This window comes from Microbacterium sp. bgisy207 (assembly GCF_057706855.1).
Map to the genome: position 1 here is coordinate 26,221 of NZ_JBYIPB010000001.1, position 12,649 is coordinate 38,869.

Consider the following 12,649-nt stretch of genomic DNA (forward strand, 5'->3'; position numbering starts at 1 on the left):
CGCGGTGCGAGGGGATCACGCTCATCCCGTGACGGTGATCCGCACGTTCTCGTCGCCGCCGCCCATCGCGAACGCGTAGGTCTTCTCGAGGATGCCGCGCAGCACCGTTTCGTCCACCGTCGTGAGGTCAGAGATGTACAGGCATCCGACGCCCGTCTTGTGAGGACCCAGCCTTGCGAGCGCATCGGCGTGGGCCTGGGTCGAGGTCAGGTAGATCGTCGACGCGCTCCTGCGGGGTGCGAAAGCGAGGAGGGCCATATCGCCCTCGTTCCCGGTCGGGTAGCGATAGTGGCAGCTGCCGAACCCGATGATCGTTCCCCACAACTGAGGATCGTGCCCCGTGATCGCGCTCATGATGCCGATCAGAGTGTCGGCGTCGCGCTGGCGCCGCGCCGGCGTGACACCCGCGATGAACCCGGCGACGCTTCCTGCTGTCGGCTTCACGGTCAGCTCTTCTTCGCGGCGGCTTTCATCGCCTTCTTGTATTCGCGGACCTTCGCGAGGGACTCCGGACTGGTGATGTCGGCCACGCTCCGGAAGGAGCCCTCCTCCCCGTAGGGGGCCGAGGCCTCGCGCCATCCGTCGCCGGTGAAGCCGTACTGCTTGCCCAGCAGTGCGAGGAAGATCTTCGCTTTCTGCTCCCCGAACCCGGGCAGCTTCTTCAGGCGGGCCAGGACCTCGGCCCCGTCGGGGTCACCCTTGGTCCAGATCGCGGCGGCATCGTCATCCCAGTCGGTCGCGACGGTCTCGCACAGCGTCTGCACCCGCCCCGCCATCGACCCCGGGAAACGGTGGACCGCAGGAGTCTCGCGGAACACGTCGACGAGCGCCTCCGGATCGTACGCGGCGAGGGCGGATGCCGACAGCGACCCCGTGCGCTCCTGGATCTTCTTTGGACCGGTGAACGCGGTTTCCATCGCGATCTGCTGATCCAGCAGCATCCCGATCAACAGAGCCAGCGGATCGTCGCTGAGCAGACGATCGGCGGCGTCATCACGCGTGATGTGCAGCTCCATGTCCACAGTCTTCCATGCCACGCCCGCGGGCCCGAGACACGGGGATTCGCTCGAGCCGAGGATGCGTCGTCCCCGGATGCCCTCGCGCGGGCCGCGGCTCCTCGCCTCGGTGCGCGAGGAGCTGGTGCGCGGGAGGCTGGTGCGCGGGAGGCCGCTGCGCCGGCGTGGGATACCCACGGATGCGGGAGGATGGGGGAATGGCCGAATCCGCGTTCGAGAAGCTCGTTGCCCGCGCGAGATCGGAGCAGGTGGTCGTGGTCGGCGGCGGCGTCGCGGGCCTGGTCGCGGCGCTCGAGTGCGCGAAGGTCGGGTTGCGGGTCACGCTGTTGGAGGCATCCGGCCGAATCGGGGGCGCCGTCGCCGAGGGGGAGGTCGCGGGCCGGCGCGTCGCTCTCGGAGCGACCGGGTGGGCAACGCGCGGCGGCGCCGTAGACGCTCTCGTCACCGAGCTGGGCCTCGGCGGTGAGATCGTCGAACCGGCCAACGCGGATGTCTGGGTCGCGACACCCGCGGGAGTGCTGCCCTTCCCGTCGGACACCGTCGCCGGCATCCCTGCCAACCCGTGGCACCCTGCGGTGCGCCGCATCATCGGGTGGGCAGGCACATGGCGTGCCTACCTCGACAGGCTGCGGCCCCCACTGACCATCGGACAGGAGCACGACCTCGGGGCGCTGGTGCGCCGTCGCATGGGCGCTCTTGTGCACGATCGGCTTGTTGCCCCGTTGACGCGGGGCCGGTACGGGCTTGCGCCGAGCGCGGTGGATGTCAGCGCGATCGCCCCCGGTCTGAGCGCTGCCCTCACGCGCACCGGTTCGCTCGCCGGGGCGGCGGGGGAGCTGACCTCGGTGGCCGCCGAACGTGATGACCCACCCATCCGGGGACTTGCCGGAGGTGTCCCGCGCCTCGTGGATGGGCTTGCCGCTCGTCTGCACGATTACGAGGTCACGGTGAGCACCGGCTCCCGTGTCTCGGACGTCGCGCACGCCGGCCACACCTGGACGGTGACGGTGGAGACGGACGGTGGCGTGCAGCGGATGCCCGCGGATGCCGTCATCCTCGCGACCGGAGCCGCTGAGGCTGCGCGCCTCGCGCCGTTCGAGATCCCGGAGGTGCTGCGGACAGAACTCGTGCAGGATGTCGTCACCCTCGTGGCGGCAGTCCCGCCATCCGTGCCGCCTCGTACGACCGTGTTCGCACTGGACCCCGAGACCGCGCCGGTCGCCGTATCCGACGAGACGGCGCGCTGGGAGCCGGCAGGGACCGCGCCGCGCACAGTTCGCCTCACCTACGGAGCCCTGGATGTCGCGGGTCCCGTTGCTGCGCTGTCGGACGATGCGGCCCTCGCGCGGGCAGCCGAGGATGCCCAGACACTGCTCGGCATTCCTGCCAGCGCAGTGGTCGGCGCCCGACGCGACCGGTGGACGCAGCCGCCGAGCGCCCTCCTGCGGGGGCGCAGCGACGCCGTGGAGACGCTGCGCCGTCGGGGTGAGAGCGCCCGCGGGCTTGCGTTGGTCGGGGCGTGGGTCGCTGGACCCGGCCTCGCGCGCGTCGTCGCGCACGCGCGCGAGGAGGCCGAACGGCTTCGTGTCAACCTCCTGTGGGAGACGCATGCCGATGGCGTTACGCTGGGAACGGACCACCCGCTCGACAAGCGTGAGGAGACCCCATGAGGGGCAAAGCAGGACTCGTCGTCGGACTCGCCGTGGGCTACGTGCTCGGATCGCGTGCCGGTCGCGAGAGGTACGAGCAGATCAAGGCGCAAGCGCTGAAGGTGTGGAACCTCGACCCGGTACAGAAGCAGGTCGGCAAGGCGAAGGAGTTCGCCAAGACCAGTGCGATGGCGCTGCCGAGCACGCTGTGGGATTCGGCGGTCAAGGTCACGAAGGCCGCCACCTCGAAGGGAACACCCGGCGAGCGCCTGGATGCTGCCGTGAAGGCGGGCAAGGATTCTGTCGACGCTGTCAGCAGTGCGGCCGATACGTCGGCCGAGGCGGTCAAGCAGGCCGCCGACGAGGCGATCGATGACATCGCCAAGGCTGCCGGCAAGGAGTGACATGACGGCCCCTCGAGAGTTCCGTGACCGGGCGAACGACTCGCTGCTCACACTTCTCGGAGAGCTTCCCGAGCTCATCCGGAACCTGATCGTCGCCGAGGTCGATGCGGCCAAGGCGTGGGCGCGCCAAGCGGGAAAGGATGCCGGCGTCGGCGTCGCGCTGTTCCTTGTCGCCCTGTTCCTGCTGTTCTGGTCGCTTCCCGTATTCGGCACGTTCCTCATCGCAGGACTCTCGTCCTGGTGGCCTGTGTGGCTGTCAGCGCTCGTGGTGTTCGGCGTCCTGCTGGTGGTCACGATGCTGTTCGCGCTGCTCGGGGTGCTCCGGTTCCGCAAGCTCACCCGTCGACGCAACCCCGCCCAAGCCGTCGCCCACGACATCAAGGAGATCCGCGATGAGCTCTGAGATCGGTGTCCCCCGCACCGCGGTTGACCTCTCGCTGACCGACCCGGTCGAGAAGGCGCGCGCCGAGTTGAAGGCCGCGCTGGCCGCGATCGAAGATAAGACGAACGTGCCGCGGCAGCTGTCGAAGGCCACCGACACCGCGATCCTGAGACTGCGTCGATTCTCGCGGGAGCACCCGGTCGCAACGGTCGGTCTCGCCGTTGTCAAAGCGGCCGCGGTGGGCGCACTGGTGTGGTGGGGCGTCAACTCCTACGTCAACAAGTAGCGCCGCGGTCACCACGAGGTGACCATCTCGTGACCTTCTGCCCGCGACATTGCGTGAGCCAGGGGGCTATGCTCGGACAACAGGCAGCGCGATGATGCGGAGGCTGCCGACGACGTGGATGTACCCGCACCGTGACCCGAGGTGCCACGTCGATCGGCTGCCCGAACGTCGGGCGGTCGATTCCGCATCGACGAGTCGATCATGAACCGAGCAGCGACAGATACCGCCACGAAGCCACTCTCCGGGTGGCGCGTTCTGGTCCCCCGCGGGGGACCCTGGGGGGACTCCGTGGCCGCCACGCTGCGCCGTCAGGGCGCCGTGCCGGTTATCGCGCCACTGATCAACTTCGCACCGACGACCGACCACACGGAACTGGAGTCTGCCCTCGCGGCGCTCGCCGACGGTGCGTTCGACTGGGTCACGCTCACGAGCGCGACGACGGTCGATGTGCTCTACGCGTACCGTGCCGTCATCCCCCCGCGCACCAAAGTCGCCGCTGTCGGCGAGACGACTGCCGCAGCGCTGCAGGCTGTCGGATATCGGGTCGATCTGGTACCCGACCTCGACAACTCCGCTGCCGGGCTCGCCGAACAGATGATTGCGCTCGAACCCGAGCCGCGCGACATCCTGACCCTGCGCAGCGAGACCGCCAAGCCCGTGCTGACCGGGAGGCTTACCGAGGCCGGTCATCGGGTGCGCAGCGTCGTGGCCTATCGCACCGTGGGCGTCCCGGTCACCGATCGCATCGCCAACGACGTGCGCAGCGGACGCATCAACGCCATCCTCATCACGAGTGGTTCGGTCGCCGAGCAAGTGCGAGAGCAGTTCCCGGAGATCCCCCCGTCAACCGTGATGGCCGCTATCGGCCCGCGGACGGCCACCGACGCTCAGGCCGCCGGACTCACGGTCGACGGTGTTGCAGACCGGCAGACCGTCGACGCTCTCATCGAGGTCGTCGCCCGGTTCCCGCTCCTCTACGCGACCGACGAAGCGGCTCCCTGACCCGCTGTCGCGACCTGCCAGAGGGCAGCGGTGCGGATGCCGAGCCCGAGCCGAGCGGCCGCACGCAACTGCTCGATCGTGTCCACGTCGCGGCGGGCGGTCCACGCTCCGGGGCGCCCGTCGTCGGTGACCAGTGCGGGGGCGAGATCCGAGAACCCGGCGGCCAGATGCCGCGCGAAAGAGCCGGCGCCGAACGCGGGCGACAGCGTCCCGGCAGCGGTCCGCGTGATCAGCGTCGTGCCCGTGCCCTCCGCGTCTGCCAGGGCACCGGCATCCTCACCGCGCGCCGCGTCCAGCACCATCGAGAGGTGATCGGAGCGAAGCGCAGGAAGGTCCCCGAGCATCGCCGCTCTCGGCCTTGCCGGGTCCGTCGCGGCAAGGCCCGCTGTCACGGCGCCGTTCAGTCCGGTCCCCGGGTCGGTGACGACCTCGCAGTGCTCAGGAAGAGCCTCGGCGATCAGGGTGTCCGACGTCACGACAATGACGCGCGCGACAGCGCGGCACTCTCGCGCTGCGACGATCGTGTCGATCCCGATCGATCGTGCGAGCTCTGCACGATCGACGCCGGGCACCACGAGTCGGCTCTTGCCGGCACCGCCCCGGACCGGGACGACGATGCTCCAGTCGTTCATGTCCCTAGACGCTCGCGCAGGCGGGGGAGGATGTCGCGCCGGTAGCGCTCGATGAACTCTGCCTGATCGTGCCCCGGATCGTGGAACACGAGGTGGCGGAAGCCGCGCTGGGCGACCTCGACGATGCGCTCGACGTGCTCGTCGGGGTCGGACGAGACGATGAACCGCTTCGCGACCCGCTCGATGGGCAGCTCCGCTGCCCGGCGCTGCATCTCGATCGGGTCGTGGATGCCGACCTTCTCGTCCGGGCTCAGTGCGAGCGGTGCCCAGAACCTGGTGCGCTCCAGCGCCTCGTCGGGATCGGGGTGGTACGAGACCTTCACCTCGATGAGCGTGTCGATGTCCTCGCGCGTGCGTCCCGACTTCTCCAGTCCCTCATCCAGGGCCGGGAGGAGGGTGTCGGTGTACAGTGCCGGGTCCTTGCCGCTGGTGGTGATGAATCCGTCGGCGACACGGCCTGCCAGGCGGGTGGCAGCGGGGCCGGCGGCACCGATGTACACCGGCACCGGGGTATCGGGACGGTCGTAGATGGTTGCATCGCGCACCTGCCAGAACTCACCCTCATAGCTGACACGCTCGCCGGTCCACAGCTTCTCGAGGAGCGCCAGGGACTCCTTGAGGCGCCGGAAGCGCTCCGGCGGCTCGGGCCAGGGGATGCCGAGGGTCACCTCGTTCAGGGACTCTCCCGTGCCCACCCCCAGGATGATGCGCCCCGGGTACATCACCCCGAGCGTCGCGAACGCTTGCGCGATCACACCCGGGTGATAGCGGAACGTCGGCGTCAGCACCGAGGTTCCGAGGAGGACGCGGGAGGTGCGGGCGCCGACCGCTCCCAGCCACGGGATCGCTGCCGGGGCGTGCCCGCCCTCGTGCATCCAGGGCTGCAGGTGATCGGACACGAACACCGAGTCGAAGCCTGCGTTCTCGGCATCCACCGCGAAGTCGGCGAGCTCGTTCGGACCGAACTGCTCCGCGGATGCCTTGTATCCCAGGCGCAGGGGGATCGTCATGGCGTGGTGCTCCTCTCGGTGGCGGGTTCGCGCAGGAATTCCGTTCCGTCGGCGGCGCGTAGCTGGGCGCGGAACTCGGTGACGGTACCGGGCCACAGCAATGTGAGGCGGCCGGATCTCTCATCGACGTACCAGCTGCGGCATCCGCCGGTGACCCAGGCCGTCGTTCTGGATCGCCGCACGATCATGTCGGTGTACGCCTGCTCGGCGACCGGATCGGGCCGAAGAATCGCGCCGGTCGGCCGCGCGGCGATGGTGCGCGCGGCATAGGCGGCCTGTTCCTCCAGCATGAGGAGCGAGGAGTTGTGGCCGAGGGAGGCGTTGGGTCCGTTGAGGATGAACAGGTTGGGGAAGCCGCTGACGATGGTCGACAGCGCGGAAGACATGCCGGTCGCCCAGTGCTCGTCGAGGGAGATTCCGTCTTCTCCCGTGATGAGGTCGGCATACGGTTGGCGGGTCGCGCGGAACCCCGTGGCAAGGACGACGGCGTCGACCGTGTGCCGTCGACCGCTCGCCGCGACCAGCGTGTCGGCGTCGGCGCGCGCCAGTGCCGACGGTTCGAGGGTCACGGCATCCGAGGCCACGGCCGGGTAGAAGTCGTCGGAGAGCAGCACCCGCTTGCAGCCGAACGCGTAGTTCGGAGTCAGCGACGCGCGCAACGCCGGGTCCGTCACGTGCGCGCGCAGGTGTGCGAGCGCCTGGTCGGATGCCGCGGCCGCCGCTGCGGCATCCCCTGCTCGCGACGCGTGCCGTGCTTCGCCCTCCTGAAAGAGGTCCTCGCGCAGCGCGGCAAGCACATCGGGGCGTGATGCGAACCGGCGACGCTCCGCATCCGTGTAGGTTCTGCCGCCGCGGGGAAGCACCCAGGGGGCCGAGCGTTGGAACAGTGTCACCGCCGCGCCACGGCGCACGAGCTCGGGCACCATCTGCACTCCGCTTGCGCCGGTGCCGACGACGGCGATCCGCGTGCCGGCGACCGCCAGCGTCGGATCCCAGCGGGCTGAGTGCACGACGGGCCCGGGAAAGGCCGCGAGCCCGTGCACCTGCGGAATCGACGGCTCCGTGAGCCTGCCGCACGCGAGGATCAGCATCCGTGCTCGACGCGCACCTCTCGTGGTCTGCAAAGCCCACGCGTCGCCGTCCCAGTGGGCTTCCACGAGCGCGGTGTCGAAACGGATGCGACCGTCGATGCCGGTCGAGGCGGCGACGCGGCGCAGATAGGCCTGGATCTCGGCTCCGGGCGCGAACTCACGCGACCAGTGCGGCCACGGGTGGCGCGCGAGCGTATAGAGGTGCGCCGGCACGTCACACGCCACACCCGGGTAGGTATTGTCGCGCCACGTGCCGCCCAGGTCTCCCGCGCGCTCCAGGATGACCACGTCGGCGATCCCCGCCGCCTCCAGCTCCAGCGCCGCGGCGATTCCGGCAAAGCCGGCTCCGACGACGACGACCTCGTGCTCGGCGGTCACTGCGGCACCCCGTTGCGCGCGGGGCCGCTGCGCGACTCGGCATCCCGGTAGTCCGTCGTCCGGCGCCGCAGCGGGCGCATGAGGCGCTGGGCGATGCGCTGAGCCTGCGCGACGGGCAGCTCCCGCCCATACTCGACGCCGGCACGCGGAAGCACGCGGCCGTCCAGAAGCGTTCCGCCGAGGTCGTCGGCGCCCGAACGCAGGAGGACCGGGAGGGTCTCGGGATCCAGGCGAGGCCATGGCGCCTGGATGTGGGAGATCACCCCCGACAGCAGCAGGCGCGAGACCGCGACCATCGCGCGATGCTCGTCGACCGGGGACCTACCCTCCGCGAGGGGAACGCCGTACCCGGGCAGCGGAATCGGCACGAACTCCGTGAACCCGCCCGTTTCGTGCTGGAGACGGCGAAGGGCCTGAAGGTGCGCTATGCGGTCCGCCGCCGATTCCACATGGCCGTAGAACAGCACGGATGTCGACCGCAGCCCCGCGCCGTGCGCGGCGCGGATCGCGGCGATCCATCGCTCGATGGGGATGTCGGTCGGAGCGACGCGGGCGCGGATGTCGTCGTCGAGGACCTTCACGCCGGTGCCGGGAACCGTGTCGACGCCCGCGGCCTTGAGCGCGCGGTACGCCTCGTCGATCGACAGTCCGCTGCGATCGGCGAGATCCCACACATCCTGCGGACGGAACGCGTGCAGGTGCAGTGTCGGCGCCGCATCCGCGAGAGTCCGGATGAGCTCGGTGTACGACTCCGGGTCGCCCGGGATCATGCCCTGGACGCACAGTTCGGTCACGCCGAGATCCGCGGCATCTCGTGCGATCGTCGCGGTGTCCGCGAGCGTGAACGTCTCGCGGTCCGGGTCGTCGCTGTCGAGAACGCTTCGCAGTCCCGTCGTGGTGAGGTTGCGGTTGACGACGACGCTGATCGCCTCCCCCACCGTGTACCGCCGCACATCGTCCGCCGCGCGAACGACGGCGTCGAGATCTGCGCCGGTTGCGGTGAGCAACCGCTCCCACTCCGCCGGGGCGAGGGACGCGGGATCGGTGGCGGCCTCCGTGATGAGCCCGTCGAGCGACGCGCGCCGAGGATGGCCCGCCGTTCGTGCCGTGGCGGGCCTGACCTCGCCGGATCGTGCGAGGCCTGTCACCGGGTCGGCGAGTGCGGCGACCTCGGCATGAAGCTCGGGGGCGATCCAGGTCTGGGGGTCCCGCACGTACTCAGGATGCGCGGTGAGACGCTCCCGCAGGTCGAAGCCGAGCTCTGCCGTGTGCGCGGCCAGGTCGTCCAGGTGCGGCCACGGGCGCTCGGGATTCACATGGTCGGCGGTGACGGGGGAGACGCCGCCCCAGTCATCCGCCCCCGCACGTACGAGCAGAGCGAACTCGGCCGGGTCGCTCAGGTTGGGGGGTACCTGGATGCGGGCGCGAGCGCCCATCGCGAGACGCGCGGCCGCGACCGCGGCGACGTACTCCTCCAGCTCCGCGTCCGCCGCATCCCGCATCGCCGTTCCCGGCTTGGCGCGGAAGTTCTGCACGATGATCTCCTGCAGATGTCCGTGCCGGCGGTGCGCGTCCCGGAGGGCAAGCAGGGACTCGGCCCGGTCGGCGATCGTCTCGCCGATCCCGACCAGGATGCCGGTCGTGAACGGGATGCGGTGGATGCCGGCATCCTCGATCACCCGGAGACGGGTCGCGGGATCCTTGTCGGGGGAGCCGTAGTGCACCTGGCCGGGCGTCTCGAAAAGATGCCGGGACGTCGTCTCGAGCATCATGCCCATCGACGGTCCGACCGGGCGCAGTCGCTCAAGCTCGTCGGCGCTCATGACGCCGGGATTGAGGTGCGCGAGCATTCCGGTCTCGGCCGTGATGAGCGCCGCCACGTGTCCGACGTAGTCGAGCGTCGAGGCGAACCCGTGGTCGTCGAGCCATCGGCGGGCTTCGGGCCATCGGTGCTCGGGGCGATCGCCGAGCGTCAGGAGGGCCTCCTTGCACCCGTGACGCTGACCCGCGCGGGCCACCGCGAGGACCTGCTCTGGACTCATGAACACGGGCTTGCCCGCCCGCTGCAGCTGTCCAGGGGTGTCCACGAACACGCAGTAATGGCACCGGTCCCGGCAGAGCGTGGTCACGGGGATGAACACCTTGCGGGAGTATGTGACGACTCCCGGGCGACCCGCCTCACGCAGGCCGCGGTCGCGCAGCTCACCGGCAACATCGAGCACGGCATCCAGGTCCGACCCTCGCGCGGAGAGCACCGCGATCACGTCCTCGCGGGTGAGGTCCTCATCTACCTCGGCTCGTGAGAGGGCGTCGGCGAGGCTCGCGGCAGGGGGGCGAGTCGGTGTCCGATTGAGCGTGCCCACCACCCCAGTGTTGCACCGTCGCCGGGGTGGGTGGCCAGCCGGGTCACGCGCTCCCCTTGGAGGCAGCATGCAGATGGATCGTTGCGGGCTTGTAAGCAAACTCCCCGCGTCGCGTCGAAGGGCGCTGGCAAACTAGCCTCATGGTCACGCTCCTGCTCGACTCCTCCCAGCTGGAGGTGGCGCTGTCGGGCTCGGAACGGCTTCTTACATTCCGTCGTCAGAATGTAGACGTCCCTCGAGACACGATCGCGAAGGTCCAGCTGACCGACGACGTGTGGACCTGGCTTCGGGGAGTCCCCAGTCCCGGGACTCACGTGCGCGGCGTCATCGCGATGGGCACGTGGAAGTCGGCGGGCAACGACGACTTCGTCGTCGTGCGGGGGCGGCGTCCGGGTGTTGTCATCGATCTTGACGGCCACCCCGAATACCAGCGGATCGTCCTCACGACCCGCCACGGCCTCGCGCTCGTGCAGGCGCTACGCCTCGACGTCGACGGACCCGCCGAAGACGTGGCCGACATCGTCAGCTGACGTCGCGCCGCCAGCTGACGACATAGCCGAGTACGAGGAGCACTGCCGCGTAGGCGAGCAGAACGGCACCGCCGGCCCACCAGTCGAGCCCGCCTGATGCGCCTGCTCCCGCGACCTGGAAGATGCTCGACCCGACGAGGGCATCGCTGGCCGCGCCGGGAAGGTAGTTCGTGACAGTGTCGAGTCCGTCGACGAACGCGCCGGCGGTGCGCGCGATCGGCTCGAGGAACTGCGTGAACACGAGCACGCCGACGACAGCCGCGACCTGATTGCGCACGAGCACGCCGACGCCGATCCCGACGATCACCCAGATCGTCAGTGCCAGGACGAGACGGCCGATGAGCGCCCAGGTTGCCGCCGCGCCGAGGTCGGTCTCGAGCCCGAACACCGCGAGCACGCCCGCCGAGGGAGCCACCGATGACAGCGCGCCGACGATTCCGAACGCGACGCCGATCAGGAGGCCCGCGACAACCTTCGCCCACAGGACGGTTCCTCGTCGAGGTGTCGTCAGGAACGTCGCGGTGAGGGTCTTGTGGCGAAACTCGGCGGTCACCATGAGGGTGCCGAGGATGAGCGGGACAACGTACCCGATGCTTGCCGCCAGCGAGTACAGCACCGACGCGAGGCCCTCGGAGGGAACCGGCGCGCCGTCATTGGGTAGAGTCCCGCTGCTCACGGCGCCGAAGACGAACGCGAGCGAACCCGCCGTCGCGGCGACGTAGAGGACGAGGACGAGTCCGAGTATCCACCACATCGAGGTGGAGAAGAGCTTCGTGAACTCCGAGCGGGTCACCGCGGCGACGGTCATCGGGCTCCCCCTTCCAGGGCGTCGTCGGATCTCGCTTCGCTGATGCCCGCCGACACCGCAGGCTCCGTGTCGCGGATCAGCGGAGGCCGCACGCCGTTGACGTAGTCGAGGAAGATCTCCTCGAGCGCGGGGCCGCGGTCGGTGAGCGCCGACAGGGCGATCCCCGCGGAGGCGGCGATCGCTCCGACGCCGGCGGCGTCAAGACCCCGCACCTGGATGCCGGTGCGCAGCTGTTCACACGGCAGTGCAGCTGCCTCCAGGGCAGCGAGGAGCGCGTCGCGGTCCGGGGCGTCGACCAGCGTGACCGGCTCGTCCTGATGGGCGAGATCGGCAAGTGAGCCCTCGAAGACGAGGCGCCCGCCGGAGACGATGAGCGCGGCATCGACCGTCTGCTGTACTTCGCCGAGCAGGTGGGACGACACCAGGATCGTCCGTCCCTCGGCGGCGAGCGTCCGCAAGAAGACCCGCATCCATCGGATGCCCTCGGGGTCCAGTCCGTTCGTCGGTTCGTCCAGCACGAGCACGCCGGGATCACCGAGCAGGGCGAACGCGAGCCCGAGTCGCTGGCGCATGCCGAGGGAGTAGCCGCCCACCTTGCGGCCGGCCGCGTCGGCCAGGCCCACCAGCCCCAGAACCTCGTCGACGCGCGCGCGAGGGATGCCCGCGGCGTGCGCGTAGACCGCCAGGTGGGAGGCGCCCGTTCGGCCGGGGTGGAACCCTGTCGCCTCGAGCACGGCACCGACGGTGCGCAGCGGGTCGGCGAGTTCGTCGTAGCGGCGTCCGCCGATCGTCGCGGAGCCTGCGGTCGGGCGGATCAGCCCCAGCAGCATCCGCAGCGTCGTCGTCTTGCCGGCCCCGTTGGGCCCGAGAAACGCGGTGATGCGTCCGGGGTGGATGCGGCAGGTGAGATCGGCAACCGCCGGGATCGCCCCGAAGCGCTTGGTGAGCCCCGAGAACTCCAGAACCTGTCCGTCGGGCATGAAGAGCGGCCTCTCTACGAGTGGATTGCGCACCAGTCTGGCCGACAGGTCCACCGGCGATGCGGCACCACGCCCGAGCGTCGCCCAAGCCGGCTCCCGGCTGCAGATTCGTGTCGCT

At 69.9% G+C, this 12,649-nt stretch carries 14 protein-coding genes; 6 read left to right on the forward strand and 8 right to left on the reverse strand.

All coding sequences use genetic code 11. From position 1 onward, the window contains the following. Positions 1–21 precede the first annotated feature (21 nt). Positions 22–444 carry a DUF1801 domain-containing protein gene (locus tag AC3ENO_RS00135; protein ID WP_434968600.1) on the reverse strand — a complete coding sequence of 141 codons (423 nt, stop codon included), beginning with the start codon at positions 442–444 and terminating at the stop codon, positions 22–24. A 2-nt stretch (positions 445–446) separates the two neighbouring features. Continuing rightward, positions 447–1,016: an HhH-GPD-type base excision DNA repair protein gene (locus AC3ENO_RS00140; RefSeq protein WP_434968601.1), complete on the reverse strand. Its 570-nt coding sequence runs from the start codon at positions 1,014–1,016 to the stop codon at positions 447–449. Positions 1,017–1,213: 197 nt separating this feature from the next. On the opposite strand from AC3ENO_RS00140, the gene AC3ENO_RS00145 reads away from it, so the two are divergent. The 5 genes from AC3ENO_RS00145 (at position 1,214) to AC3ENO_RS00165 (ending at position 4,739) form a co-directional block, all read left to right on the forward strand. After that, positions 1,214–2,686, forward strand: a complete 1,473-nt coding sequence (locus tag AC3ENO_RS00145) for a protoporphyrinogen/coproporphyrinogen oxidase (protein WP_434968602.1) — start codon at positions 1,214–1,216, stop codon at positions 2,684–2,686. Beyond that, positions 2,683–3,069, forward strand: a complete 387-nt coding sequence (locus AC3ENO_RS00150; RefSeq protein WP_434968603.1) for a hypothetical protein — start codon at positions 2,683–2,685, stop codon at positions 3,067–3,069. The genes AC3ENO_RS00145 and AC3ENO_RS00150 overlap by 4 nt, the downstream gene beginning before the upstream one ends. A 1-nt stretch (position 3,070) precedes the next feature. After that, complete coding sequence (locus AC3ENO_RS00155) at positions 3,071–3,472, forward strand: phage holin family protein (RefSeq protein WP_434968605.1); 402 nt, start codon at positions 3,071–3,073, stop codon at positions 3,470–3,472. Beyond that, entirely contained in the window at positions 3,462–3,737 is a 276-nt protein-coding gene (locus tag AC3ENO_RS00160; protein WP_434968606.1) for a hypothetical protein, read from the forward strand. Before AC3ENO_RS00155 ends, AC3ENO_RS00160 begins: the two co-directional genes overlap by 11 nt. A gap of 201 nt (positions 3,738–3,938) precedes the next feature. Continuing rightward, positions 3,939–4,739 carry a uroporphyrinogen-III synthase gene (locus tag AC3ENO_RS00165; protein ID WP_434968607.1) on the forward strand — a complete coding sequence of 267 codons (801 nt, stop codon included), beginning with the start codon at positions 3,939–3,941 and terminating at the stop codon, positions 4,737–4,739. Here AC3ENO_RS00165 and cofC read toward each other — a convergent pair. Genes cofC through cofG form a run of 4 tightly spaced genes read right to left on the reverse strand, consistent with a single transcriptional unit; the run spans position 4,712 to position 10,213 of the window. Continuing rightward, entirely contained in the window at positions 4,712–5,371 is a 660-nt protein-coding gene (cofC, locus tag AC3ENO_RS00170) for a 2-phospho-L-lactate guanylyltransferase (RefSeq protein ID WP_434968608.1), read from the reverse strand. The genes AC3ENO_RS00165 and cofC overlap by 28 nt on opposite strands. Then, positions 5,368–6,381, reverse strand: coding sequence for a glucose-6-phosphate dehydrogenase (coenzyme-F420) (gene fgd / locus AC3ENO_RS00175; protein ID WP_434968609.1), 1,014 nt, complete (start codon positions 6,379–6,381; stop codon positions 5,368–5,370). The genes cofC and fgd overlap by 4 nt, the downstream gene beginning before the upstream one ends. Next, positions 6,378–7,850: a flavin-containing monooxygenase gene (locus AC3ENO_RS00180; RefSeq protein WP_434968610.1), complete on the reverse strand. Its 1,473-nt coding sequence runs from the start codon at positions 7,848–7,850 to the stop codon at positions 6,378–6,380. Before AC3ENO_RS00180 ends, fgd begins: the two co-directional genes overlap by 4 nt. Next, positions 7,847–10,213 carry a 7,8-didemethyl-8-hydroxy-5-deazariboflavin synthase CofG gene (gene cofG, locus AC3ENO_RS00185; RefSeq protein ID WP_434968611.1) on the reverse strand — a complete coding sequence of 789 codons (2,367 nt, stop codon included), beginning with the start codon at positions 10,211–10,213 and terminating at the stop codon, positions 7,847–7,849. Before cofG ends, AC3ENO_RS00180 begins: the two co-directional genes overlap by 4 nt. Positions 10,214–10,353: 140 nt before the next feature. Here cofG and AC3ENO_RS00190 point away from each other — a divergent pair, with 140 nt between their 5' ends. Further along, entirely contained in the window at positions 10,354–10,743 is a 390-nt protein-coding gene (locus AC3ENO_RS00190; RefSeq protein ID WP_434968612.1) for a hypothetical protein, read from the forward strand. Here AC3ENO_RS00190 and AC3ENO_RS00195 read toward each other — a convergent pair. Further along, positions 10,736–11,551: an ABC-2 transporter permease gene (locus tag AC3ENO_RS00195; RefSeq protein ID WP_434968613.1), complete on the reverse strand. Its 816-nt coding sequence runs from the start codon at positions 11,549–11,551 to the stop codon at positions 10,736–10,738. The genes AC3ENO_RS00190 and AC3ENO_RS00195 overlap by 8 nt on opposite strands. Continuing rightward, positions 11,548–12,531, reverse strand: coding sequence for an ABC transporter ATP-binding protein (locus AC3ENO_RS00200; RefSeq protein WP_434968614.1), 984 nt, complete (start codon positions 12,529–12,531; stop codon positions 11,548–11,550). Before AC3ENO_RS00200 ends, AC3ENO_RS00195 begins: the two co-directional genes overlap by 4 nt. Positions 12,532–12,649: the final 118 nt, after the last annotated feature.